Source organism: Exiguobacterium sp. PHA03, from assembly GCF_041945985.1.
GTDB lineage: Bacteria > Bacillota > Bacilli > Exiguobacteriales > Exiguobacteriaceae > Exiguobacterium_A.
Genome location: NZ_JAUTYQ010000001.1, coordinates 2,074,716 through 2,100,441 on the forward strand (window position 1 = coordinate 2,074,716; position 25,726 = coordinate 2,100,441).

Annotated in this window: 28 protein-coding genes; 15 read left to right on the plus strand and 13 right to left on the minus strand. The window is 49.1% G+C overall.

All coding sequences use genetic code 11. From position 1 onward, the window contains the following. Positions 1–352 precede the first annotated feature (352 nt). Positions 353–1,030, plus strand: coding sequence for a C40 family peptidase (locus Q7C19_RS10775; protein WP_035410719.1), 678 nt, complete (start codon positions 353–355; stop codon positions 1,028–1,030). A gap of 399 nt (positions 1,031–1,429) precedes the next feature. Here the strand turns inward: Q7C19_RS10775 and glpX are convergent, their stop codons facing one another. From glpX to Q7C19_RS10800, 5 genes are all read right to left on the minus strand, one after another. Further along, positions 1,430–2,395, minus strand: coding sequence for a class II fructose-bisphosphatase (gene glpX, locus Q7C19_RS10780; RefSeq protein ID WP_035410722.1), 966 nt, complete (start codon positions 2,393–2,395; stop codon positions 1,430–1,432). Positions 2,396–2,427: 32 nt separating this feature from the next. Next, the gene (gene murA / locus Q7C19_RS10785; RefSeq protein ID WP_375092118.1) at positions 2,428–3,675 is read right to left on the minus strand and encodes a UDP-N-acetylglucosamine 1-carboxyvinyltransferase; all 1,248 of its coding nucleotides are present in this window, start codon (positions 3,673–3,675) and stop codon (positions 2,428–2,430) included. 28 nt (positions 3,676–3,703) lie between these two features. After that, complete coding sequence (gene fsa / locus Q7C19_RS10790) at positions 3,704–4,351, minus strand: fructose-6-phosphate aldolase (protein ID WP_023469552.1); 648 nt, start codon at positions 4,349–4,351, stop codon at positions 3,704–3,706. Between the two features lie 154 nt (positions 4,352–4,505). Then, entirely contained in the window at positions 4,506–5,360 is an 855-nt protein-coding gene (gene fba, locus Q7C19_RS10795; RefSeq protein ID WP_035410728.1) for a class II fructose-1,6-bisphosphate aldolase, read from the minus strand. Positions 5,361–5,492: 132 nt separating this feature from the next. After that, positions 5,493–5,867, minus strand: coding sequence for a response regulator (locus Q7C19_RS10800; protein WP_029342784.1), 375 nt, complete (start codon positions 5,865–5,867; stop codon positions 5,493–5,495). Between the two features lie 94 nt (positions 5,868–5,961). Between Q7C19_RS10800 and Q7C19_RS10805 the strand changes: the two genes are divergently transcribed. Continuing rightward, positions 5,962–6,471 (plus strand): DUF2529 family protein, encoded by a 510-nt coding sequence (locus Q7C19_RS10805; protein WP_035395788.1) that lies wholly within the window; start codon positions 5,962–5,964, stop codon positions 6,469–6,471. A gap of 103 nt (positions 6,472–6,574) precedes the next feature. Here Q7C19_RS10805 and Q7C19_RS10810 read toward each other — a convergent pair whose 3' ends face one another. Continuing rightward, positions 6,575–8,170, minus strand: a complete 1,596-nt coding sequence (locus Q7C19_RS10810) for a CTP synthase (RefSeq protein WP_047394418.1) — start codon at positions 8,168–8,170, stop codon at positions 6,575–6,577. A 267-nt stretch (positions 8,171–8,437) separates the two neighbouring features. Continuing rightward, on the minus strand, positions 8,438–8,962 hold the full coding sequence (rpoE, locus tag Q7C19_RS10815) for a DNA-directed RNA polymerase subunit delta (RefSeq protein WP_035410737.1): 525 nt from the start codon (positions 8,960–8,962) through the stop codon (positions 8,438–8,440). A gap of 170 nt (positions 8,963–9,132) precedes the next feature. On the opposite strand from rpoE, the gene Q7C19_RS10820 reads away from it, so the two are divergent. The 4 genes from Q7C19_RS10820 to Q7C19_RS10835 all read left to right on the plus strand — a co-directional run bounded on the left by Q7C19_RS10820 (position 9,133) and on the right by Q7C19_RS10835 (position 10,925). Next, positions 9,133–9,576 carry a GNAT family N-acetyltransferase gene (locus tag Q7C19_RS10820; RefSeq protein WP_056064132.1) on the plus strand — a complete coding sequence of 148 codons (444 nt, stop codon included), beginning with the start codon at positions 9,133–9,135 and terminating at the stop codon, positions 9,574–9,576. Positions 9,577–9,621: 45 nt separating this feature from the next. Then, positions 9,622–9,939 carry an ArsR/SmtB family transcription factor gene (locus Q7C19_RS10825; protein ID WP_035410742.1) on the plus strand — a complete coding sequence of 106 codons (318 nt, stop codon included), beginning with the start codon at positions 9,622–9,624 and terminating at the stop codon, positions 9,937–9,939. Positions 9,940–10,004: 65 nt separating this feature from the next. Further along, entirely contained in the window at positions 10,005–10,433 is a 429-nt protein-coding gene (locus Q7C19_RS10830; RefSeq protein WP_035410744.1) for a DMT family transporter, read from the plus strand. Between the two features lie 12 nt (positions 10,434–10,445). Then, complete coding sequence (locus tag Q7C19_RS10835; protein ID WP_035395771.1) at positions 10,446–10,925, plus strand: DMT family transporter; 480 nt, start codon at positions 10,446–10,448, stop codon at positions 10,923–10,925. Between the two features lie 387 nt (positions 10,926–11,312). Here Q7C19_RS10835 and Q7C19_RS10840 read toward each other — a convergent pair whose 3' ends face one another. From Q7C19_RS10840 to Q7C19_RS10850, 3 genes are read right to left on the minus strand one after another with little or no spacing between them, the layout of a single operon-like run. Continuing rightward, complete coding sequence (locus Q7C19_RS10840) at positions 11,313–11,783, minus strand: heme-degrading domain-containing protein (RefSeq protein ID WP_035410746.1); 471 nt, start codon at positions 11,781–11,783, stop codon at positions 11,313–11,315. Further along, positions 11,771–12,820, minus strand: a complete 1,050-nt coding sequence (locus Q7C19_RS10845) for a Gfo/Idh/MocA family oxidoreductase (protein WP_375092119.1) — start codon at positions 12,818–12,820, stop codon at positions 11,771–11,773. The genes Q7C19_RS10840 and Q7C19_RS10845 overlap by 13 nt, the downstream gene beginning before the upstream one ends. Beyond that, the gene (locus Q7C19_RS10850) at positions 12,817–13,572 is read right to left on the minus strand and encodes a DeoR/GlpR family DNA-binding transcription regulator (RefSeq protein ID WP_056064125.1); all 756 of its coding nucleotides are present in this window, start codon (positions 13,570–13,572) and stop codon (positions 12,817–12,819) included. Before Q7C19_RS10850 ends, Q7C19_RS10845 begins: the two co-directional genes overlap by 4 nt. Before the next feature lie 127 nt (positions 13,573–13,699). On the opposite strand from Q7C19_RS10850, the gene Q7C19_RS10855 reads away from it, so the two are divergent. From Q7C19_RS10855 to Q7C19_RS10865, 3 genes are all read left to right on the plus strand, one after another. Further along, on the plus strand, positions 13,700–14,533 hold the full coding sequence (locus tag Q7C19_RS10855; RefSeq protein WP_375092120.1) for an SDR family oxidoreductase: 834 nt from the start codon (positions 13,700–13,702) through the stop codon (positions 14,531–14,533). Positions 14,534–14,913: 380 nt separating this feature from the next. Next, a complete protein-coding gene (locus Q7C19_RS10860; RefSeq protein WP_035410757.1) occupies positions 14,914–15,243 on the plus strand; it encodes a potassium channel family protein in 330 nt (109 codons plus the stop codon). 13 nt (positions 15,244–15,256) lie between these two features. Beyond that, on the plus strand, positions 15,257–15,907 hold the full coding sequence (locus Q7C19_RS10865; RefSeq protein WP_375092121.1) for a hypothetical protein: 651 nt from the start codon (positions 15,257–15,259) through the stop codon (positions 15,905–15,907). A 56-nt stretch (positions 15,908–15,963) separates the two neighbouring features. Here Q7C19_RS10865 and mgtE read toward each other — a convergent pair whose 3' ends face one another. Beyond that, a complete protein-coding gene (mgtE, locus tag Q7C19_RS10870) occupies positions 15,964–17,316 on the minus strand; it encodes a magnesium transporter (protein WP_035410763.1) in 1,353 nt (450 codons plus the stop codon). Between the two features lie 231 nt (positions 17,317–17,547). Between mgtE and Q7C19_RS10875 the strand changes: the two genes are divergently transcribed. From Q7C19_RS10875 to Q7C19_RS10890, 4 genes are all read left to right on the plus strand, one after another. Continuing rightward, a complete protein-coding gene (locus tag Q7C19_RS10875) occupies positions 17,548–18,285 on the plus strand; it encodes a metal ABC transporter ATP-binding protein (protein WP_290753078.1) in 738 nt (245 codons plus the stop codon). Next, a complete protein-coding gene (locus Q7C19_RS10880) occupies positions 18,282–19,127 on the plus strand; it encodes a metal ABC transporter permease (protein ID WP_375092122.1) in 846 nt (281 codons plus the stop codon). Before Q7C19_RS10875 ends, Q7C19_RS10880 begins: the two co-directional genes overlap by 4 nt. Beyond that, on the plus strand, positions 19,124–20,041 hold the full coding sequence (locus tag Q7C19_RS10885) for a metal ABC transporter substrate-binding protein (protein WP_375092123.1): 918 nt from the start codon (positions 19,124–19,126) through the stop codon (positions 20,039–20,041). Before Q7C19_RS10880 ends, Q7C19_RS10885 begins: the two co-directional genes overlap by 4 nt. A gap of 76 nt (positions 20,042–20,117) precedes the next feature. Beyond that, positions 20,118–20,630: a PCYCGC motif-containing (lipo)protein gene (locus tag Q7C19_RS10890; RefSeq protein WP_035410775.1), complete on the plus strand. Its 513-nt coding sequence runs from the start codon at positions 20,118–20,120 to the stop codon at positions 20,628–20,630. A 69-nt stretch (positions 20,631–20,699) separates the two neighbouring features. Here the strand turns inward: Q7C19_RS10890 and Q7C19_RS10895 are convergent, their stop codons facing one another. After that, a complete protein-coding gene (locus Q7C19_RS10895; RefSeq protein WP_035410778.1) occupies positions 20,700–21,125 on the minus strand; it encodes a hypothetical protein in 426 nt (141 codons plus the stop codon). 189 nt (positions 21,126–21,314) lie between these two features. Between Q7C19_RS10895 and Q7C19_RS10900 the strand changes: the two genes are divergently transcribed. After that, positions 21,315–22,328, plus strand: coding sequence for a zinc-binding alcohol dehydrogenase family protein (locus tag Q7C19_RS10900; RefSeq protein ID WP_375092155.1), 1,014 nt, complete (start codon positions 21,315–21,317; stop codon positions 22,326–22,328). Between the two features lie 214 nt (positions 22,329–22,542). Continuing rightward, positions 22,543–24,975 (plus strand): HAMP domain-containing sensor histidine kinase, encoded by a 2,433-nt coding sequence (locus Q7C19_RS10905; protein WP_375092124.1) that lies wholly within the window; start codon positions 22,543–22,545, stop codon positions 24,973–24,975. Between the two features lie 61 nt (positions 24,976–25,036). Here the strand turns inward: Q7C19_RS10905 and wrbA are convergent, their stop codons facing one another. Next, complete coding sequence (gene wrbA / locus Q7C19_RS10910) at positions 25,037–25,639, minus strand: NAD(P)H:quinone oxidoreductase (protein ID WP_035410786.1); 603 nt, start codon at positions 25,637–25,639, stop codon at positions 25,037–25,039. Positions 25,640–25,726 lie beyond the last annotated feature (87 nt).

A 25,726-nucleotide genomic window follows, 5' to 3' on the forward strand; every position in this document is an offset into this window, starting at 1 on the left:
TTTCACCTATTCTTTATAAATTCAACTGCATTCAGCATACTTCCATACATACATCAGGAGGTATGTAATTTCTTTCGTGAACTAAAGGTATCATATTTTTTTAAATTCGTCGTCAACAATCCTTTGCGTTTCTTACTTTGTAATATTCAAGGATATTATTTCAGTTATGTTACAAAAGCATCTATTTTGTCTTCTAACTGAAAAAACGTTTTTAAGGGCGCGCATGCTAAGATATTCCTGCAGACAAAATTCTTACACAGTTGTAAGGTTCACTGCTTAATCACACACTTAATGATTTCATCATATAACTTACGGACGCAACACACTACATTAAAACGGAGGAATTCTTAACATGAAACGTTTTCTAGCATCGATCGCGACAGCAGCCTTAGTGGTTTCAGGTTTTACATCAGTGGGTACAGGTAAAGTTGAAGCAGCAACAGTCACGAAAGTCAAGATCACGGACAACGGTCTTCGTGTTCGGACAGCTCCTTCTACGAAAGCAAGCATCGTCGGGAAAGTCAACGCTGGTCAAGTCTTTACATACAAAGGCAAATCAGGCAGCTGGACAAAAATCTCATACGGCGGTAAAACACGTTATGTCTTCTCACAATACACAAAGACATACAAATCATCTTCAAGCGCTAAAAAATCAACAAGCACATCTTCTAAACGGACGAAAATCCTGAACGAAGCAGCAAAACATAAAGGTACACCATACGTATGGGGCGGAACAACGACTCGTGGATTCGACTGCTCTGGTTTCACAAGCTACGTTTACAAGAAAGCGGCTGGTAAAACATTGCCACGTACGTCTTCTTCACAATATTCTTCTTCTAAGAAAGTCAGTGTTTCAAGCGTACAACCAGGAGATCTTGTCTTCTTCTCACACGGTAGCGGCATTCAACACGTCGGGATCGCAACAAGTAAGTCAAGCATGGTTAACTCAGAAACAGGTGGCGTTAAATACTCAAGCTTCAAATCAGGGTACTGGGGTTCACGCCTTGTCGGCGCAGGATCTTACCTTTAATTCATCATCTCAAAGCGGTTGAGCATTGGCTCGATCGCTTTTTTTCATCTCATTCAATTCATAAGAAGGAAATAGGATGCATGTCTTCATCACAGGTGCTTCAAGAGGTCTTGGTCGTGAATTCGCTTATCTGCACGATCAGGAGATCACATCCTGCTCGTCAAACGTGAGACAATGCTCTTCAAAACGAAATTTCATGTCGAGCGATTTGGAGGCACTGCAATCTTCCCATACGATTTAACGAAGCGGAAAACGTTAGCACATTTCCTTTTCCTCTAGGAATTGAGGATGAACGTCTTGATTCCTAGAAACATAGCAAAAAGAGTTGGTGTTTCGGAAATTATCCGAAACACCAACTCTTTTTTATCAATCAAGTTCTCACGTATGAGTCCGTCTCTTTTACTTAATGACAAGCTTCGGTTTTTTCTTAAACGAGTGAATGCCTTCAACGAAACGAACCGTTCCGGATTTCGCACGCATGACGACAGAGTGTGTCTGACCGCCTTGTGCCGTGAACTGGACACCTTTCATCAACTCACTGTCCGTGACCCCTGTCGCAGCAAAGATACAGTCGTCTCCTGCGACGAGATCGTCCATCATGAGAATCTTCGATGGATCTTCGATACCCATCTTCTTACAACGTTCGATCTCGGCATCGTCTGCTGGTAATAAGCGCCCTTGGAGCTCTCCACCGAGACACTTCAAGGCAACGGCAGCAAGAACGCCTTCCGGTGCGCCACCTGAACCGAGCAAGATATCAATCCCTGTATGCGGGAACGCCGTGTTGATCGCACCAGCAACGTCACCGTCACCAATCAAGCGAATCCGTGCCCCTGTTGCCCGAATCCGTTGAATGATTTCTTCATGACGTTCGCGATCAAGGATCGAGACGACGACGTCTTCGATTTCCTTGTTCTTCGCCTTTGCGACGGCTGCGATGTTTTCTTCAATCGTCGCATCCAGACTGATGTGTCCTGCTGCTTCTGGACCAACTGCAATCTTATCCATGTACATGTCCGGTGCATGGAGTAAATCTCCCGCATCCGCAACAGCGAGGACAGCAAGCGCGCCCCATGTTCCTTTTGCGACGATATTCGTTCCTTCGAGCGGATCGACAGCGACGTCAAGTCGTGGTCCATACCCATTTCCTAGCTTTTCTCCAATGTAAAGCATCGGTGCTTCATCCATCTCGCCTTCCCCGATGACGACGGTTCCTTTCATCGGAATCGTATCGAAGACATCACGCATCGCGCTTGTTGCCGCATCATCCGCTTCATTCTTCAATCCTTTTCCCATCCAGCGTGCAGAGGCAAGTGCTGCCGCCTCCGTGACGCGTACAAGTTCCATTGATAGACTTCTCTCCATGTGTATGTCCCCTCTCCCTTGTTACAAATCGGTCAAATCGTTTCACGCCATACGAGGGCGCCTAGTTCCTTCAACTTCTGATCAAATCGTTCGTAACTCTGGTCAAGCACTTCTGCGTGGTGCAATGTCGTCTCCCCTGAAGCGAGAAGTCCCGCCAAGACAAGTGCTGCGCCACCGCGTGGATCTGGTGCCTCGATTTCCGTACCGAGTAAGGATTCGCCACCACGAATGATGATCGAAGCGTCTTCATGCGTGATTCGGGCGTTTAAGCGCCGCAACTCCTGTACATGTCGGAAACGTTGCGGGTACAACTTATCGACAACGATACTCGCTCCTTTCGCTTGCAACAACGCTGCCGAGATGACAGGTTGTAGATCGCTTGGGAATCCACCGTAGTGGAAGACACGAATATCGACCGGCTTCGCCTCATGAAATGTCGCCGTGACGGAATCATCTGTCACTTCGATCAACGCACCATACCGCTCGAGTTTTTGGATAACGCTCTCGAGATGGAGCGGAATGACGTTATCGACGGTGACGCGCCCAAGTGCCGCGCCCATCGTCAAAAACGTTCCTGCTTCCATCCGGTCTGGAATCAAGGTATGCCGGCAACCACTCAGGCGTGAGACACCTTTGATTCGAATCTCATCCGTTCCTGCCCCTTTGACATTTGCTCCCATGTTCGTCAGCATCGTACTGACGTCAATGACTTCTGGATCATAGGCAGCGTTTTCGATGACAGTCGTTCCTTCAGCGAAGACAGCGACGAGTAAAGCACTGATCGTCGCTCCGAATGACGGAAGATCGAGATAGATTCGGTTTCCGACGAGACAGTCGACGCGCATGTAATGGACGCCCTGCTCGTTACGTACGGAAACACCGAGACGCTCCAGTGCTTTGATGTGTAAATCAATCGGTCGTGGTCCGATGGCATAACCCCCAGGCAGACCGACGACTCCTTGTTTGAATCTGGCCGCCAGAACGCTCATAAGGTAGATCGATCCGCGTAACTTGCGCGTCTCCGCACCAGTTAACGGCATCGATTCAACCCGACTTGGATCAATCGTCACCATATCGCCTTGACGTGTCACGACCGTGCCGAGCGTCTCTAAAATCTCGATCATTGTCGCGACGTCGCCAATTTCCGGCACGCCTTCTAGAACGACCGTCTGATCCGTCAGTAGAGCTGCAGCAAGACACGGAATGGCGCTTTGCTTCGAACCACTGATTGATACGGTTCCTTCTAGGCGTTGTTGCCCTACGATATGCAAAATGTCCACGTTCCATCAACCTTTCTCTTCGCTACGATTATTGCTGCGTTTTTTCCCAGTCCGCGAGGAACTTTTCAATTCCTTGCGTCGTGAGTGGGTGGTGTGTGAGTGACTCGATGACCGAGAATGGAATCGTCGCGATGTCTGCGCCCGCAAGAGCAGCGTTCGTCACGTGAACCGGGTTCCGGACCGATGCCGCAATGATTTGTGTCGGAATATCATGTACGACGAAAATTTGAGCAATCGTCTCGACGAGCCCCATTCCATCTTGACCGATGTCATCTAGACGACCGAGGAATGGTGATACGTATGTCGCACCAGCACGGGCTGCGAGTAATGCTTGGTTCGGATTGAAGATCAATGTGACGTTCGTCGTGATCTTCTCTTTTGAAAGTGCTGCGACCGCTTCGAGTCCGGCCGGAGTCATTGGAACCTTAACCGTAATGTTCGGTGCGATCTGGGCAAGTTCCTTCCCTTCGCGAATCATTCCTTCTGCATCAAGCGCGATGACTTCAGCGCTGACAGAGACATCTCCGACGATTTCACAGATTTCACGAAGTCTTGTATGGAAATCGACGCCCTCCTTAGCGACGAGCGATGGATTCGTCGTGACACCATCTAAAATCCCCATTTTATGCGCTTTCTTGATGTCCTCTACGTTTGCTGTGTCAATGAAAAATCTCATCTTTCTCGTTCCCCTTTCATCCCTTGAAATCGCTTACGACTCTATTATAGGTTTTTTTCACGAGAAGTCCTACTGTTTTCCATCGAATACACGTTCATATGATATGAAAAAAGCACGGTAGACCGAAGTCTACCGCACTTTAAAGAGGAGTCGATTAAGCTTTGTTGCTTGAACCGAACTCACGCATCTTACCGATGACAGTTTGTTTGATTGCTTCACGACCTGGTGCGATGAATACGCGTGGGTCATATGCTTCTGGTTTCTCAGCCAACACTTCACGAACGACTTTCGCGAATGAGATTTGGTTCTCTGTGTTAACGTTGATTTTTGAAGTTCCGAGTGAGATCGCTTTTTCGATATCGTGTGTCGGAATTCCAGTTCCACCGTGAAGAACGAGTGGGAGGTTTGTAGCGTCACGGATTTCTTCCATCTCTTTGAATCCGAGGTTTGGTTCACCTTTGTATGGTCCGTGAACAGAACCGAGTGCAGGAGCAAGCGTGTCGATTCCAGTTTCTTTAACGATGCGTACACACTCGTCAAGTTTCGCGTACATGACATCACCGATGACGTCGTCTTCTTGTCCACCAACTGTACCAACTTCCGCTTCAACTGAAACGCCTTTAGCGTGAGCGTATTCAACGACTGCTTTAGTTGTTTCGATGTTTGTGTCGATCGGGCTGTGCGAATCATCGATCATGACAGATGTAAATCCAGCGTCGATCGCTTCTTTACATTTTTCAACGCTCGAACCGTGGTCGAGGTGGATTGCGACTGGAACTGTTACTTTCATGTCGTGTACGAGACCTTCAACCATTTTCACGACAGTGTAGAATCCGCCCATGTGGCGTGCTGCACCTTCAGATACTCCAAGGATAACTGGTGACTGCTCTTCTTGAGCCGCACCGAGAATCGCTTGTGTCCACTCGAGGTTGTTGATGTTGAATTGACCTACTGCATACTTACCTTCGAGAGCTTTGTTTAACATGTCTGTCATAGATACTAATGGCATAATGACATCCTCCTCTGTTTTGATCGCTGCTTACACGAACTCGTGCAATTTCAGACTGATTATAACATACTGATTCATCGGAACGTACAGCATTTCGCTTGGTTTTTTGGTTTGTGACGGCGACGTGAAAGATTAACCGCTTACATCGTGAGAAATTTGCACAGTCACTTCTTTTTTTAATTCGAAGATGTCAAATGGCTTCCCGAAGAAGGCGACGACCCCTAATCGTTTCGCTTCTTCCATCGCTTCTTTTTCACCGAGTGCCGTCATTAAAATCGTCCGGACACGTCGTCCGATCCGGTCCTGATGACGTAAAACCTCGATCCCGGTCCGCCCCGGCATGTTGACATCCATCAACAGCAAATCATATGCCGCTTCTTGTAAATAGACGATCGCTTCCTCTCCATCGACGGCGACGTCCGTTTCATACCCTTCTGCCCGGAACAATTGTGCAAGTAAGTTCCGGATTCCCGGCTCATCCTCGACGATCAACAATCTGCCTTTCATCTCTGCCACTCCCCCTCTAGTTATTTCCATTCTACACTAAAGCAAAACTTGCTTTATACTGTCCTTGAGAGAAACACAGAAAGGATGAAGAAAAATGATGAAAATCTTAGCTACACAATTCAACGGAAAATTGCAAACGCTCGCAAAACAGGAAGACGAACTATTCGATGTCGTCCGTCTGCTCGCACAGGCGCTCGTCGGAGAAGGCACGGTCTACGTCGACGCTTACGGTGAATGTGAAGGACTGTATCCAATGCTCTCAGAGGGTCCGGATCAGATGAAACGGGTTACGAAAATCAAGGATCGAAAGACACTGCACGCCGTCGATCGCGTCTTAATCTTCACGCCAGATACGGAACGCTCCGACCTTCTCGCTTCTCTTGCCCGCTATGACGCATGGCATACGCCTTATGCGATCGTCACACTCAGTGACGTGACAGAAACGCTCGAGCGTTCGATTGCACCGCTCGCATTGAAGTTTAATAAAGGATTGCTTCCGGCAGAGGACGGTTCACGTCACGGACTGCCAAGTCTTGCCCTTTGCGCCTTCCTCTTGACACATATCTTGACGCAACTACAAGAGATGACGGAAGAGTGGGATTAACACTTTTCTTCTATAATATGTAGTTCTGAATATAACCAATCAAAAAAAGACGCGGTAACCTTCAAGATGCTGAAGGTTACCGCGTCTTTGATTATCTTTCTTTTCATTCACCCAGTGAAGCTTGGATGAAGTCATGGAAGAGTGCTTGTGGACGTTCTGGACGCGAAATCAATTCTGGGTGGAACTGACACGCGACGAACCATTTGTGTTCTGGAATCTCGATGATCTCAACGAGACGACCGTCTGGGCTCGTACCTGAGAAGACCATGCCGTTCGCTTCGAACTGTTCACGGAATTCGTTACCGAACTCATAACGGTGACGGTGACGTTCGTAGACGAGCTCGCTTGAATACGCGGCACGTGCTTTCGTTCCATCTTCGAGTTTACATGGGTAAAGTCCGAGACGGAGTGTACCACCGAGATCCTCGATGTCTTTTTGTTCTGGCAACAAGTCAATGATTGGGTATGGTGTCGCTGGGTCGATTTCCGCTGAGTGTGCGCCTTCAAGATTGAGGACGTTACGTGCGAATTCAACTGTCGCGAGTTGCATACCGAGACAGATACCGAAGAACGGTACGTTGTTTTCACGTGCAAAACGTGTCGCTTCGATTTTCCCTTCGATTCCGCGTTCTCCAAATCCACCAGGAACGAGGATTCCGTCTGCTGAACCGAGCAATTCGTTGACGTTTTCGCGCGTCACGTCTTCTGCGTTGATCCAGTCGATTTCGATATCACTGTTGAAGGCGAATCCAGCGTGTTTCAGTGCTTCTGCAACTGAGATGTACGCATCACGCAATTCGACGTATTTCCCGACGAGTGCGATCTTCGTCGTCTTCTCGAGGTGCGTCACTGTGTGGACGAGTTGTTTCCAAGCCGTCATGTCAGCAACTGGTGTGTCGAACTTGAAGTAGTCACAGACGAGTTGGTCCATGCCTTGACGTTGCAAGTTGAGCGGTACTTCGTAGAGCGTCGATGCATCTTGTGCTTCGATGACTGCTTCCGGACGTGTGTCACAGAAGAGAGCGATTTTATCTTTCATCTCTTGTGGGACTGGGTGCTCTGCACGTAAGACGATGATGTCTGGCTGGATACCATAGCTACGGAGTTCTTTGACACTGTGTTGTGTCGGTTTCGTCTTGAGCTCACCTGCTGCTGCAAGATACGGAACAAGCGTACAGTGGACGTACATGACGTTTTCTTTTCCGATATCGTTTTTCACTTGGCGAATGGCTTCGATGAACGGAAGCGACTCAATATCCCCTACTGTTCCACCAATCTCCGTGATGACGACGTCTGCGCCCGTTTCTTTTCCAGCACGGAAGACACGGTCTTTGATTTCGTTCGTGATGTGCGGAATGACTTGAACTGTTCCACCGTTGTAGTCTCCACGGCGTTCCTTCTTGAGGATCGTCGAGTAAATACGACCAGACGTGACGTTCGCGTTCTGGCTCAAGTTGATGTCGATGAAGCGCTCGTAGTGACCAAGGTCAAGGTCCGTCTCTGCGCCATCATCTGTGACGAAAACTTCCCCGTGTTGGTACGGGCTCATTGTACCCGGGTCGATGTTGATGTACGGGTCAAATTTTTGGATCGTGACGTTAAGGCCACGGTTTTTCAAGAGACGAGCGAGCGATGCAGCGGTGATCCCTTTACCGAGTGACGATACGACGCCACCTGTTACGAAAATATACTTTGTCATGTTAAATATTGCTCCCTTCTCTAATTCACATCTCAACAAAACAGAGGTGGTAAAAACAAAAAAGCAAAAGTGCCCCCATAATAGGAGACACTTTTGCTGAAATAAGCACGTTGCTTAAAGAAGCCCATGACTAACTTACGTCATTCGGAAAACTTCGTCAAGCCTAATTTTTCAGAGAAAAATTTTCGCGCTCGTTCGTCAGCCGTCAACGAAAAAACTGCCATTTCTATAGGGAAATAGCAGCTGTACAGTTGTAGTTGATCGTGCTTAGACTTCCTCTTCTTCTTCGAAGTCTTCTAAGTCTTCTTCGTCGAGATCGTCATCGAGATCATCGATGGCTGCGACTTTTTTGAACGTATCCTCGTCTTCGCTGTCGTCAGCTGAATCATAGTCCGCTGTCTTCGCGAATGTATCGAGATCGTCTTCGATCGTCTCGAACTCATCTTCTTCTGCATCATAGTTGAACTCTTCTTCAAACTCATCAAGTTCTCCACGTTGACGCGCTTCGATGACGAGATCCTCATCCGACTTATCAAACGGATACCAAGCGCGGAGTGACCAACGGTTCGCTCCGACGTTAACGAAGTTTCCGTCGATGTTCATGTCTGTATAGAGTTGAGCAAGTTTCTCGAACTTGTCTTCTTCATCTGTAAACGTATGGTACTTTTCGATTTCTGACGTGATGTCATCGAACGTGATTGGCTGTTCGCCAGCTTCTTGCAACATTTCGTTGACGAATTCGATCAGCGAAAGATCAGTAATCTCTTCTTTACTTAAACGGCTGAGGCTCATTGTGACGGCCACTTCCTTTCATTTGCGTTCAATCCATTACTTCTCATTATACGCAAAACAGCTTTTAAAAATCCAGTCTCTATTTAAAAAAAGCTCGAATTGATTCTCGATTCGTGTTTTTCCCGCTCCCGAAAAAGGAATATCCAAGAGAGAAGAAGGAGGAATGACAGATGGAGATGACAATCGAACGGGTCAACGATTTTGATGCCTTCAACTGGTTACCAATCTTATCAAAGAGTACACAGGAAGGCTATCCCTTCATCGAACGGATGCTACGCGAACGGCGAAATGAAACGTTCCAAGAGGATGGTGAGGCATTGTTCGTCGCTTTATCTCTTTCCGGACACGTCATCGCGTGCGGGGGGTATATGAAACAAACCGGCACGAACGACGTCGGTCGGATTCGTCATGTCTATGTCTTACCAGAAATACGACACCACGGTGTTGGTACGCAACTACTTGAGAAAATCATCCCGGAAGCACTTTTGACGTACTCCGAGCTCTGGCTCTATACGGACGATGCCAGTACCTTTTATGAACGATTCGGTTTTGAGCCGTATACAGCAACTAAAGTGACACATCGCCTTCTCAAGCATGCATTCGTTCAACCATAAGTGTCTTGAATTGACATATCGAGAATCATCGATTAGTTTAAGCGTATGACAAATCAAGTGGATCTATTCAAGGCATTATCGAACGAGGTACGTCTTGATATCTTACGCTGGCTCAAGGATCCCGAGACTCATTTCAATAAGCCGACGGCCCATCTCGCGACGAATTTGTCGGACAAGGGAGGCATTTGCGTCGGAGATATCCAAGAGAAGGCGAACTTATCTCAATCGACCGTCTCCCAATATCTTACGATGTTGCAAAAAGTCGGATTGCTCGAATCCGAACGTCACGGCAAATGGACGTATTACCGGCGAAATGAAGAAAAAATCCAGGAGCTTGCAGCGTACCTCAAAGGAGAACTTTGATCCGTTCTCCTCGCCTTACATATCGACATTTCTCGATATTTAGATTCGTGAAAGGATGAATTCTGTTGAAAATCGTGTATTACGCACTCGCGTTACTTGCGGGTATCGCTTTAAGTGTCGAAGGAGCAATCTATGGTGAGCTCGGGAACTTCGTTGGAAAACTCGAAAGTAGCTTTTATAATTTCTTCGCCGGTACGATCATCATCGGATTGATCGTCCTCTTCTTCGGAAGGGGTTCACTCGGCTATACATTCCGCGCACCGAAATGGACCTTGCTCGGTGGTCTACTCGGTAGCATCTACTTGACGATCCTGATCATCAGCATCCCGCTCGTCGGTGTCGGTCTCGCCATGATCAGTGTCATTCTCGGTCAAATGGTCGCTAGTATGGTCATCGAACATAACGGTTGGCTTGGTAGTCCGAAACGTCCCATCAATCGCGACAAGCTAATGGCTTCTGCTCTGATGCTCGTCGCCCTATTTCTTATCTTTTAAGGAGGTTCGCTCGTGAATATTCTATTACTCGGTTTTACATTACTCGGTGGCGTCATGCTGAGCGCACAGTCGTCTATCAATGGTGCCTTCAGTCAAAAGGCAGGGGCTCTCGAAAGTACGTTTCTGACCTTCTTCACGGGGATGCTGATTCTCGCTTTAGCCATCCTCTTCTTCGGACAAGGAAACGTCCTACTCTTGCTCGAAGCACCTCGTTGGCAACTAAGTGCTGTCCTGTTCGGCGTCAGTTATCTATTCCTGACGATTCTTGCCGTTCCGCAGATTGGTGTCACGGCAGCTAGTATCGCGACCGTCATCGGTCAACTCGCAGCAGGTATGGTCATTGACCACATCGGTGCGTTCGGTGGCGTCGTCGTTCCGCTCGACGGAAAACGTCTGCTTGGTCTGCTTGCGATGCTTGCTGCGCTTTACTTCGTCTATCGCGGGAACACACGCAAAGACGTGTCCGCTTCATCTGATTCGATGGCATCGTGACCGAAGTTTCAGCGTTGATTCCCGTGCAAGACTCCGCTTTCCTCGGGCGGAAGGCGAGCCGCCTCGCCGCTTATGCGTCTGCGGGGTCTCACCTATTCCGCTGTCCCGTAGGAGTCTTCGTCTTGCACGTCCATCAACAGAGATCCATCAATCCTCATATACGAAAAGTCCGAACGAGTTCTTTCTCACCCGTTCGGACTTTTTTGGTTCCATTATTTTGTTCTGTGTCCTCACTTCTCCACACGACTTCGACAGGAAAAAGCACAATTTATCGTGCTGTCAGAGACGAACAAGACCAGAGTCGGCTGTCTGTGGCAGCCGAGACCAGTTTGTGTCTCGCCCAAGGAAAGCGAATGGAACATCGCGAGGACATCGAATGAATCTATATCACTGTTCCAGCTGTTGTCTCTTCAGTAAGCGCAACGCTTCCGTCGCAAGACGATGGTCTGCTTCCTGCGATAGACCGGAAACGGTGATCGTACCAACGACACCGACTCCTTCGATCCGGATCGGGAACGACCCACCGGCATCGACATAATCGGCTGGAGAAACAGCATACATCGTATGATACGAGCGATGTTTGCTCTCATTATACCGACGCATGTACAGCGAGCTATAGCCATGTCGCAAGACGACGTTCGATTTCCGGCGGATCCACTCTTCTTGATCCGGTGCCGTACCATCGAGCGCCGCGTAATATAAACGCTGCCCATTCCGTTTGATTTCAACGGCAATCGACAAGTTTTTCTTCATCGCCCGTCCGATCAACTCATGTCCCATCCCGATCGCTTCCGTATTCGTCAGTGACGTCAGGACGAGTTCTTCCTCTTCCGCAAGCAGCACTTTCAATTCTTCCATGCATCCCATTCCTTTCGTAAGAGGCGTCGTCCTTCATCACTGCTGATGCGCACTGCTTCAATCAAGCGCATTGTTTTTTCAGCGTCGCGTAAATCGACAGGTACCCGTCCACCGCGAAGTCCTTCCGCCAACTGTTCGTAAAACGTCGCATAACTGCCTGGAAGTGTCGCGAGGCGCTCAACTGGCTGATCGGCGATCTGGAGATAGCCATAGGAGTCCACTTCATCTTCGCCGAGCTGTCCATCGACAGCATGACCTTTCGCAAGCCGTCCTTCTTGTGGATCCATTCCGTATTTGATGTAACTGCCGCGTGTCGCATGGAACTCAAAACGCGGTGTCGGTCCTTGGATGAAGGATGCCGAGCGAAGAATGACACGCCGCGTACCGTAATGTAGCGTGACATGGAAACCGTCATCGACAACAGCACCGTCACGTTGCAGGTAAACATCGCCCGTCAGAGCATCCGGTTCTCCAAACAAGGCAAGTGCTTGATCGAGTAAGTGTGAGCCGAGATCAAACAGGATGCCGGCACCATCACCCGCTTGTTCCCGCCAGCGCTCCCGAACAACCGGGCGATAGCGATCAAAGCGTGACTCAATGACTTGCCAGTCCCCAATTTCGTTCATCTCCATCAATTGTTCAAGTGTCAGGAAGTCCCCGTCAAAGCGACGGTTTTGATAGACGGCGATTTGAACCCCGTATTGTTTTGCTAACGTTTGCAGCGCCAGTGCTTCTTCGATCGTCACGACGGCCGGCTTTTCGAGTAAGACGTGCTTTTTTGCTTCGATCGCTTGTTTTGCCATTTCGAAATGCAGTGCCGTTGGTGTCGTGATGACGACAAGTTCCGTATTCTCATCTTGCAAAGCTTCAGCGAGTGTCGCGACGACTGTCGCCTCACTGAAATGTTGTGCCACCTGCTCCGGTCGACTCGAGACGACTTGCGTCACTTCAAATGCCGGTAATGCCTGTAAGAACGGAACGTGAAACGTCACCGCTGAAAAACCAAATCCGACGAGCGTCGTTTGAATCGAGTTCATGTTGTTTCCTCCTCTGTCACGTCGAGATCGACATGATAATGATCTAGTCGTTCTTGCCACGTTGCGTCTGGTACTTGATCGGTGACGAGCATATCGATTTGTCCCCAATCACAGACCTTATGCAAAAAGCGTTTATTGAATTTCGTATGATCCGCGAGGACGATGACACGGGTCGCACTTCGAATCATCGCTTTCTTTACGACCGCTTCTTCGAGTTGTTCCGCAAAAAGTCCTTCTTCCGTCAACCCACATGCTCCAAGAAAAACACAATCGACTTGATAATTCAGGATGTCGTCTGCCGTCTTGATCCCACTCAAGCTTCGCGCATGCCGGTCGAAACGCCCTCCCGTGACGTACAGCTCAATATCCATGCGAGCTCCGACATAGTCTGCAATGTCAAGGGAGTTCGTGATGACGTGTAGTGGATAAGGCGGAAGTGCCCGTGCCATCTCAGATACCGTCGTTGCAGCGTCGAGCAATAAGCGATCATTCGCTTGGACGTGACGCGCCGCGCGCTGTCCGATCCGCCGTTTTTCCGGTTTCTCTGTCCGCTGTTCATATGCAAGCGTCCCACCAGCACGGACTAATCCATTCTTAACACGAATGATCTCCCCTTCTTGTTCGAGGACGATGACGTCACGACGTGCGGTATCTCGTGAAATCTGATACTCCTGCATCAGTTGATCCAGCGAAATTTCAGGACTCGTCTTGATCCATTCCCGCATCTGTTGCAGCCGTTCGATTTGCCCCATCGATTCCTACCTCCTTTTTTCTTTATATTAAGTTTTTTCATTACTATATGCAATTTTATTGCAAATAATTCGACGATAATTCGGGTAAATAATAGAAGACAACTACTTTCAGAACGGAGGAATTGATATGCAAACGATATTGATCACGGGTGCTTCTTCCGGTATCGGTCTGGCGACGGCGCAGCGGTTTGCGGAAACCGGCTGGTCTGTCTACGCTGGTGTTCGGAGTCCGGGTGAGATGACTGTGTCGTTACCGACGCTCACCTTCTTGTCGCTCGATGTCACAGATGAAACAAGCGTGAAGGCAGCCATCCGGCAAATCGAACAAGAGGTCGATCACCTGGACGTTGTATTCTGCAACGCCGGTCATGGTTTACTGCGCGCACTCGGTCAAGCGACAAGTTATGAAATCAAGCAACTCTTCGAAACGAATGTCTTCGGTGTCATCCGAACGATTGAAGCCTGCCTCCCCTTACTCAAACAAGCACCGGAAGGTAGTCACTTACTCGCGACTTCAAGCGTCAGTGGTCTCGTCGGTCAACCGATGAATGAACTGTATTGTGCCAGTAAGTTTGCGATCGAAGGACTGTTCGAAAGTCTTGCGACCTACTATAAACCGTACTTCAACATCGACGTCACCCTGATTGAACCAGCCGCCGTCGAGACGAACTTTACCGCAAATGTTCTCGATCAACTCGAACGGACGGGTGGCTTACACGAAGACGACTTCAAACCGATCATCACGGCTTATTTGCAGACGTACCGAACGCGGCATGCCGACCGCCAATCGGCAGAAGCTCTGGCTGAGGTGATCTTCGAGGTCGTCCACCGTGACGAACGTCCGTTACGAATCCGGACGACGGAAGCCGATGAACATTTCGTCGCCCATAAGACGCATCATGATCCGTCAGGACTCGAAGGTGTCGCTAAAATACGACGGCTGACATTGAATCTCGATTGATTCCCCTTTTTTAAAATTTCAATCCGCCTAAGCAATCTGCGCCCACTATACTGAGACTATCTATCTAAAAATCATCTCGAAGAGCGGACGCATGCCATCCTTGTTTCTTTTTACGATCGTCTATCTGATTCCGACCTTCATCATGTTCTATATGTCGATTGATATATTTTTACGCACTCCATCACATCCGCAACACTAACTGCTCAGCTTATTCACGTTCGCTTACTTATGGGATGTTCTTCCTCCATTCAAGAAAAATGCCTCTTCGCTTGAACTTACAGGTTGATCAGGTGATAGATGGTGTCAAACATGCCGGAAAGAATGATTATCTTATTCATGATACGATGGACTCGACGCACCGATCTTAAAGGAGAGATTCGATGATATCTGTACTGACGATTTTTTCACGCCTATTCAAGGGATTGCGCCGCGCCTTTCACTTGTCTTACTTCCGCGGACTACTGATTCTTTGTTTGTTGACACTCGTCTCTGGGACGATCTTCTACAGTACGGAAGAAAACCTTTCGGTCATCGATGCGCTTTACTTTTGCATCACGACACTGAGTACGGTCGGGCATCCGACATTCATCCCGACGACGACGCTCGGTAAGGTCTTCACGATGGCGTATATCACGATCGGCTGCGGGTTGTTCTTGACGTTAATTGCTACCTTGTCATACGTTTTGATTAAACAACCGGAAGAGGATTAAGGGGGGATCAAGCATGCGTCAATCTGCCATCCAAAACAATTTCGATTGGTGTCGCCTTGTTTGTGAACAAGTCGGATGCCAGGTGACAGAAACCGAATCGACCTGGCTCGCTAAAGGAAGCGTTCCAAGTTATTATCCGGAACTGATGGTTCGCCTTCCTCATCAGCGAATTAATGCAACCGACGTGTACAGCATCAAGGACTGTACGGCGAGCTATGATTTCTCAAGCGCTGGTCTCAGTCACCTGTTCACAGCGGAATGGATGACCCGTCCCGCCATACTCGATCGTCGCGCTCTTCCCGTCAATTGGTCTGTCGTCACGGATGCCACGCAGTTTACTCGCTTCCAAGCAATCCAAGCGACACCGGAGTTACCGGAATCGTTATGGCAACATCCGGACGTCCGCTTTTTCTATTGCGAAGCACAACAGGCAAGTTGCATCGCCTACTCGAACCAAACGACGACCGGATTGATGTACGTTAGTTCCGACTATCTTGATGAACGCTTATGGGATGATATCGCACGCTTGTGCTCCGCACACTTCCCCGGTCAACCGCTCGTCGGATACGAATACGGTGATCACCTGATCACGGCGCTCGAAGCAGGCTTTGACGACGTCGGTCCACTGGCGGTCTGGATTCGCACGACGCATGAGAATGCATGAAAAAAACCGAACCAATTCCCTTTCTCTTGAAGAGAAGGCGAATCGGTTCGGTTTTTTTACATCAAGCGACTGATGAACGCGGTCGCGATCCCGAAGTAGACGAGGAGCGACAAGATATCGTTTAACGTCGTGATCAGCGGTCCGGACGCAATCGCCGGGTCGATCTTTAAGCGATGTAAGATGAGCGGAATGATCGTTCCAGCCAGTGTTCCAAAAATCAGCGTGATGACGAGTGAGCTGCCGACGACAAGACCTAAGACGGCACTTCCTTGCCAGACGTACGCAATGATAGCAATCAAGACGCCACAAATGACACCAATGATCAAACCAACCCAAAGTTCTCGTAGGATTAATCGCGTCGCGACCCGCTTATCGACTTCACGCGTGATCAATCCACGGACGACGACCGCGAGCGATTGGGTACCGGTATTTCCGGTCATCCCAGCAATCATTGGCATGAAAAAGGCGAGCGCGACAACTTTTGAAAGCGTCTCTTCGAACTGACTGATGATCGATCCGGAGACGAGCCCGATGAACAGTAACAAGACGAGCCATGGCAAGCGCCGGGTTGCAGCAATCCACGGCTTCGTCTCGAAATCAATTGATTTACCGGATGCTGAGAGTTTCTCGATGTCTTCATTCGCTTCTTCCCGTAAGACATCGAGTGCATCATCGACCGTGATCAATCCGACGAGAACATCGCCTTCGACGACCGGTAGCGAAACGAGATCGTAGCGTTCGAACAATTGCGCGACCTCTTCCTGATCGGTCTCTGCTGCGACCCGAATCACCTTCGTCTCCATGACATCGCTGATTCGTTCCGTATTTTCAGCTAAGATGACGTCCCGGTATGAGATGACACCGACGAGTTCACTGAGTTGATTGACGACGTACACGTAATTGATCGTCTCCGAGTATTCGATGTAGTCACGCATCTTCTCGACCGTCTCACCGACCGTGAAATCCTCTCCCACCCAGATGAACCGGTTCGTCATCAAACGCCCTGCCGTCTCCGGTGGATACGTCAAGAGATTGCGGACGATCAGTGCCTCGTCTGTCCGCATGCTACCAAGCAAACGGTCAGTTTCTTCTGGTCCCAGTTCCTCCAGTAAATCCGCGACATCATCGTTTTCCATTAAATCGAGGACATGCCCGGCGCGCTCGACGTCTAAACGACGCAAGACGGCAAGACGTTGCTCTCCTTCGAGCTCCTCAAGCACATCTGCCAATCGTTCGTGATCGAGATAATCGAGGAGTCGTGCTTGATCGTCTTCTCCTAATTCTTCATACACTTGCGCGATGTCATACGGATAGACTTCTTCGATGACTTGCTGTGCTTGCTCTCGCTTTTCCTTCGCAAGCGCATCGAGCAATAGCCACTTCCATTGTTGTTCTGCTGTCTGACGCAATCTCCTCACCCCCATACGATTCTGCCTTTTCATCTTAGCACGAGTTGATTCGCGATCGATATCGAAAAACAGTTGACAACTGTTTCTCACGGCTTTAAAGTTTGCCTTAAGGAAACATTATTAGTAGACCGAATATTTCTCTAGTAATGAATCATCAAAAATTTTTAATCTACTTTTTGCCCTAAGGAAACTTTCCTTCTCTATACCATAAAACCAAAGGAGTGAGCATTCATGTACGCCCTTGATGTTAACCGTCTCACGGTCTCCTATTTTGATACCCATGCACTCGCCGATGTATCCGTCCGTCTTCCGGTCGCTTCGCTGATTGGTATCATCGGACCGAATGGTGCCGGTAAATCCACTTTCTTAAAAGCCATCCTCGGTCTGATCCCGGCTCGGATCGAGCAGTTACGCGTACTCGATCAACCACTCGAAGCTGTCCGGTCACGTGTCGCATACGTCCCGCAACGAAGTGCAATTGATTGGGACTTCCCGGTTCGTGTGCAGGATGTCGTGTTGATGGGCTGTTATCCGAAGCTCGGCTTATTCAAACGACCATCGAAAGCACAAAAAGCGTTCGCCATGGAATGTCTCGAACGCGTCGGTATGTCCGATCATGCCGAACGGCAAATCGGTGAACTGTCAGGCGGACAACAACAACGGGTCTTTCTGGCGCGTGCCCTTGCCCAAGAAGCAGAACTACTGTTGCTGGACGAACCGTTCGTCGGTATCGATGTCGCCAGTGAGCAGATGATCATCGAACTCTTACGGACACTCCGAGCCGAAGGGCGGACGATTGTCGTCGTCCACCATGATCTGCATAAAGCAGAGGACTACTTCGACACGTTGATGCTGTTGAACAAACGACTAATCGCTGTCGGTCCTCCGTCTGATATCTTGACGCCGGAGTGGCTCGAACCAGCGTATGGCTTACCGCTATTCGAACGACGTAAGGAGGGACAAGGATGACGTTCATCGAGGCATTATTTCAGTATGAGTTCTTACAAAAAGCGATGATCACCGCCGTCATGGTCGGCATCATCTGCGGCGTGATCGGCTGTTTCATCATCTTACGCGGGATGTCGTTAATGGGTGATGCGATCTCGCACGCCGTTTTACCTGGTGTCGCGATTTCTTATCTACTCGGGATCAACTTCTTGATCGGTGCCATCGTCACAGGTCTCGTGACGGCACTTGGAATCGGCTTCGTCAGCCAAAACAGTCGCATCAAGAACGACACAGCGATCGGCATCCTCTTCACGTCCGCCTTCGCCCTCGGGATCATCTTGATTTCGTTCTTGCGCAGCAGTAGCGATCTCTATCACATTTTGTTCGGCAACGTCCTCGCGGTCCGTCCGAGCGATATGTGGATGACCGTCATCATCGGATTGATCGTCCTCGGGGGAATCTTCTTGTTCTACAAAGAGTTGCTGATCAGTTCCTTTGACCCGACAATGGCGCAAGCCTATGGACTATCGACACGCTGGATTCACTATGGATTGATGACATTGCTGACACTCGTCACCGTCGCTTCCCTTCAGACGGTCGGCATCATCCTCGTCGTTGCGATGCTGATCACACCAGCTGCGACAGCGTATTTACTGACGAACCGTCTCTCGCGGATGCTGTTCCTAGCAGCAGGCTTCGGTACGCTGTCCGCCATCGTCGGACTGTATTTCAGCTTCACCTACAATTTATCCTCTGGTGCATCGATCGTCCTCGTCGCGACGACGCTGTTCGCACTCGTCTTCATCTTTTCACCACGTCACGGTCTGATGCGTCACCGGAAACGAAAGGAGTCTAATGTATGAAAGTAAAACTTTTTCTGTTCGTCCTCCTCAGCACGGTCTTGCTTGCTGCTTGTTCGACACCAGCAGAAGATAACGGAAAGCTAAAGGTCGTTGCGACGTATTCGATTCTCGCTGATCTCGCCCGCGAAGTTGGTCGTGAACACGTTGATGTTCACAGCATGGTTAAGATTGGGGCAAATCCGCATGAGTATGATCCACTTCCGGCAGACGTACAAGCGATGGCGGATGCGGATGTCGTTTTCTATAACGGTCTGAATCTTGAAGCCGGCGGTGCTTGGTTCGACAAACTTCGGGCAACGACTGGCAAAGACGCGTCTGACGCGCCAGTCTATCGTTTAAGTCAAGGCGTCGAACCAAAGTACCTGACGACGAAAGGCAAGGAATCAGAAACCGATCCGCACGCGTGGCTCGATGTGAGTAACGGCATTCAATACGTCGAAAACGTCAAGCAGGCATTGATCAAGGAAGATCCGAAGCACAAAGCGGACTACGAGAAAAATGCCGAGGCTTACATCAAACAACTGCAGACGCTTGATCAGGAAGCGAAAAAGCAGTTTGCCGACATTCCGAAAGCAGAACGTCACCTCGTCACGAGTGAAGGTGCCTTCAAATACTTCGGAACTGCCTATGACGTCAAAGCGGATTATATTTGGGAGATCAACTCGGATAATCAAGGAACGCCGGCACAAGTCCGCCGGATCGTCGATACGATCAAGGAGCAAGACATCCCTGTCCTATTCGTCGAAACAAGCGTCGACCGGCGGAGTATGGAGACTGTCTCTCGTGAGACCGGCGTTCCGATCGCTGGTACACTTTTCACCGACTCGCTCGGGGCACCGGGTAAAGACGGCGACACGTACTACAGTATGATGCAAGCGAACATCAAGACGATCACACAAGCACTCACGAAATAAGCGTCAATAAATCGTCATGCTTTCATCGTTTTACTTTCCTTATAATGAAGGTAAGACAATGAAAGAGAGGCCGACTATGCAAAGACGACTGTATCGTTTTGGACTTCCACTTAGTCTCAGCCTGTTGCTCGCTGCATGCGGGACGGCTGAACAGACGGATACTCCAAAAACAGAACACACGAATCACGAAGATCACGCTGACCATGCCAGTCACGGTGCCGATGATCAACTCGAGAAGACCGCGGGACCGGACACGTTACCTGCTTTTCTCGATGAGCAGGATCAATCGATTCAAACAATCTATCGCTCCGTCGCTAAACATTCCGATTTATTGAAGAAAATGCCATGTTATTGCGGTTGTGGTGAATCTGCGGGTCATACGAGCAACTATGACTGCTTCATCGAAGAACAGAACGCTACGTCAACGACCTGGACGACGCACGGCATTACGTGTGGTACGTGTCTCGATATCGCGGCACAGTCGATCGTCGCTTATCAAAAAGGTAGCTCCGTCAAGGAAATTCGGACTGCAATCGATCAAACTTATGCGAAGACCGGTGTCACACCGACGCCAACGCCAGCACTTTAATAAACAGTCCGCCCTCCTTGCGATGAACGTAAGGAAAGGCGGACTGTTTTTTTATCTCGTGGAGCGTTCTTAACTTCTAGCTCGCAAGACGAGCGGTCGACCCGACAACAGCTCATCCAGTTGATAGTACGTATGTGCCCGAATCGGTCGATCCGTTCGTGGTAAGTGACGAAGTTCATATGCTACTTCGAGTAAGTAAAATTTGTATTCCTCCCCTTCATCAAAACCAAAGCTTGCGCGACGTTCTTCGATATACGCAAGGACACGCTCCTGTTGCGAGAACGAGAGCCGCTGGACTTGTGGGGCGAGTGCCTCGTGCGGAGAGAGCACGATTTCCCGCTCCGTGCGATACAGTCGATGCATGACGCCACCACTTTGACGTAAGGCAATCAAACGCGCGGGTCGATACGGACGGGGATGCGGATGAGCATGGACGAGGTAACGTTCAATCGTGACTTGAGTCGTTCCTGCCGGTAGAGAGATGACGTCATACATACAAAATCGCTCCTTCTCGAAAATGGATAGCTACTCTCATATGCTACCATATCTATCCAGCATTCTTCCGTTGATGACAGAAGGGGAATCCGTTTTCAAAGTTTCTCAACTGGTTTTAAGACCGAGCGGGCGTGGAACAGATGGAGAGAAACGATTCCTATCTGGAAAGGATGATTGTTGATGTCGAATATATCCGCTGTCGGTTTCCACCGACACTTACCTTTAACGGAACAAGATAGTCTGATTGATCTGGAACTACCACGACCAGAAGCAACAGGACACGATCTCTTAGTTGAGATCAAAGCTGTCTCCGTCAACCCGGTCGATACGAAAGTCCGTGCCCACGGGAAAGACGAAGACGCCCCGAAGGTCATCGGTTATGATGCAGCGGGAGTCGTCGTTGAAGTCGGCGATGATGCCTCCCTCTTCCAAGTCGGTGATGAAGTGTATTACGCTGGTGCAATTCAGCGCCCTGGATCAAACAGCGACTTCCAACTCGTCGATGAACGAATTGTCGCTAAAAAACCGGAACGGTTGACGTTCAGTGAAGCGGCTGCTCTCCCGTTGACGACGCTGACAGCCTATGAAGCATTGACCGATCGTCTCGGATTGACGTTTGATGCTAAGTCGAATCTTAAGAAGACAATCCTCATCATCGGAGCCGCTGGCGGTGTCGGTTCGATTGCGACACAACTTGCGAATCACGCTGGATTGACGGTCATCGGTACCGCGTCACGCGACGAGACGATTGATTGGGCGAAGGAACACGGTGCGCATCATACGATCAATCACCACGACGCATTCCGTCCTCAGCTCGAAGCCCTCGGTTACAAATACGTCGACTATATCTTCTGTCTCAATGCGACGGACCAACATTTCGAGACGATGGTCGATGTGATCGCACCGCAAGGAAAAATCTGTAGTATCGTCGAGACGGATCAAAAACTCGATTTGAGTGCGCTCCAACAAAAGAGTGCGACGTTCGTCTGGGAATTCATGTTCACCCGTCCACTGTTTATGACAGATGATATGATTCGTCAGCATGAGATTCTAACGCAAGTCGCAGCTTGGATTGAAGAGCATACGCTCGAGACGACGGTGACACAGACATTGATCGGCATGAACGCCGACAATCTAAAAGAAGCACACCGTCTCGTCGAAAGTGGAAAAACGATTGGAAAGATTGTCGTTGAACATCATTAATAGGTATCGAAGCAGGATGAGACTAGGCTCTCGTCCTGCTTTTTTGTCGTTCTTTATTTTCTTGTGAACGTGAATCTCTTATTTTGAAGATATTTTATACATTATGACTATATTTATCCGTCTAAAAAATGTACGATTACGGTAACAAATATTCCAATGTAATACATCTAATCGACCCTCGACTCACATATACAAAGGAGCATCCATAATCCATATGCGAAAATGGTTCAATCAAAAGATCAGTCGACAGATCATGTCGTCATTTTATCTCATTCTTATCACCTTATCCGTCTCCTCCTTGGCTGCTTATTTTTATACGAACCACCAAGTCATGGATGCCAAACAACAGCTCGATGCGATCAGCATGCGCGAAGATCGCGCAACAAAACTATGGGACGATTGGCAGTCCCTTCAGTACGAGGTGCGCGGTTACATCGTCTTCGGAGATGACGCCGTGCTTGACGTGATTGATGAAAAAAAGACGTCACTCGAACAACAGACGGCTTGGTTTGAAAAGAATCGCTTATATAAAGCGGATCAAATCTATGCGTCTGATATCCGGTCGCTCTATAATTCTTATACAAATTTCGTCATGCCCAGCTTGATTAAATACGTCCAAGCAAAGCAATCGGGCACGATTGACGAGCGTTTCCTGCAGATGCCGAGTCTAAAAGCGATGATGCCACAAGTACCTCGGGACCCGAATCGGAAGTTCAAGATGAATGCCTCGAACAGTGAAACGATGCGTAAAAGTGTCAACACGATGGAGAGTACGTTCACGAACTACCGGAGTAGTCTCCGCGCGAAAGAACTCGGTGCAAAAGAACAGCTTGTCACGCAGACGAAGTACGCTGAGTGGATTTGGCTCGTCAACCTGATCGTGTTGTTCCTCGTCATCTTGCTGATCGTCCGCCCGTTCATCGAACGGACGACGCGACAAATCCACCTTCTCAGCAAGGAGAGCAAGCTCCTTGCAAGTGGTGAGCATACGTTACCGTTGATTCCGCTGAACCGTGCTGACGAAATCGGAGAACTGAGTAAATCGTTCCATCAGATGGCGACAGCCTTGATTGAAAACAAACACCAATTGATGTCGACGAACGTTAATCTCGAAGATGCGTTGAAACTGACGCAACGGAACGAGTCCCATTTACGGCTACGTAATCAATTGACGGAGACACTTGCGTCGCGTGATAGCATCAGTGCCTATCCTGCCGTCATTCAAAAGATGGTTGAAATCACGAATGCGACGCAAGGTGCCTTGATTTTCAAAGATGGTACGAAAGTGATCGATATCGTCTTTTATCCGCAGACACCGCTCACAGTCGAAGATTGGATGCCAACGATTGAGCCGTTATTACGTGAGTCGCGACAAGACAAACGACCGCATACGCAGTTCGAAGATGAAGTCGCGCGCGCTGTCACACCGGTTCTTGATCCGAGTCAAAATGAGATCATCGCCTATATCTTCTTGTCCCGTAATCAGGATCGGTTTGATCGTTACGAGCAGGAAGAACTCGCTGCCTTCGCGCGTCAGCTAGCGTTGTCACTCCTACGGATGCGGACGTTCGACGAGATTGAACGCGAACGGGAAAAAACAGCGCGACTGTTGAACTCGATCCGTGAATCGATCGTCTATATCGAACCAGAAGGTGACATCCAGTTGATCAACCGACCATTGCTCGATCTGTTTGACCATCCGGTTGATGACAGTCTCGATGAGAATGGGCTGATGAACATCACTCCGTCTGTCGTTCAACTCAAGCATCGCGTCGACCAACTACCGGAATTCGAACGTTACTTGAAAAAGACGTTCGTGAAACGAGAAATCGGTGAAGGAACCACCTTCTCGATCGATCAAGAGCGACGCTTCATCAAGACGTACTCCGAGAGCATTCATTATGGTGGACAGTTCCGCGGGATTCTACTCGTCTTACGTGACGTGACGAATGAAGTCGAGATTGACCGGATCAAAAACGAACTCGTCTCGACGATCTCACACGAACTACGGACACCACTCTCGTCGATCTATGGCTTTACTGAGCTGATGATTCAGCGTGACCTACCACCGAAACGACAGAAGAAGTATCTCGAAGCGGTCCATTCGGAAACAGAACGTCTCTCGCTGTTGATCAATGACTTCCTCGACTTGCAACGGATGGAAGCAAACCGTCAGGAATATGAGATGGCACCGTTCGATATCGTCGCGATGATTCGGGATTTGAAACAGTTGCATAGTCTGTCGTCTTCTTCCCACGCGATTGAAATATTCCGAAACGTCGAACCATTGATCGTCGAAGGGGATGCGAAGAAGATTCGCCAATTATTCAGTAACCTGATCAACAATGCGATTAAATACTCACCAGCTGGTGGAACGATCGATATTCAACTGACGCGACACGCGTCACGTGTCACGGTCGCGATTCAAGATGAGGGTATCGGGATCCCAGCTTCTGCGATGAGTAACCTGTTCCAAAAATTCTATCGTGTTGACAATTCGGACACCCGTCAAATCGGCGGTACTGGTCTTGGGCTCTCGATCTGTCGCGAAATTGCGCGTGGACATGATGGAGAAATCCATGTCGAGTCGATCGAAGGACAAGGCTCGACGTTCACAGTCGAACTTCCGTTAACACAAAACACATGATGCATACGAAAAAGCGCCAGAATGCGAATCAGCATTCCGGCGCTTTTTGAATTAGGTAATGTTATGAGTTAAGACGGCTTGCCACTTCAACCGTCCGTTTCGCTTGATGGCGCACGGCTGGTTCGACTGATTCAACCATGTTACCGTCTTGGTCGACAGTGACCGATGTACCATATGGATTTCCGCCCGCTGCGAACAAGACAGGATCCGAATAACCTGGTGCCGCAACGATTGCACCCCAGTGGAACATCGTCGTATAAACTGCGAGAACAGTCGCTTCCTGACCGCCATGCGGATTCTGTGCCGACGACATCGCACTGACGACTTTATTGACGAGTTTGCCTTGTGCCCACAGTCCGCCTGTCGTGTCGAGGAACTGTTGGAATTGTCCTGGGACATGACCGTAACGTGTCGGGACGCTAAAGATAATCGCATCTGCCCAGTCGAGTAGATCCGGTGTCGCTTCTTCGATATCACGTGTGGCTTCCGCATGCTTTTGCCACAATGGGTTCGAAGCGATCGCTTCTGCTGGGGCTGTCTCCTTGATTTTCGCAAGACGGACTTCCGCCCCTGCTGCTTCTCCCGCTTCTTTTGCCCATGAGGCAAGTTGATGGTTCGTTCCGGTTGCGCTGTAATAGATGACCGCTAGTTTCACGTTTGACATGACTTCGCTCCTTTTTTAAAAGACAGTGACGGACGATGGACGTACACGCTTTCTATTCCCGCTTTCCGCGCAAATTAACGTCAATTG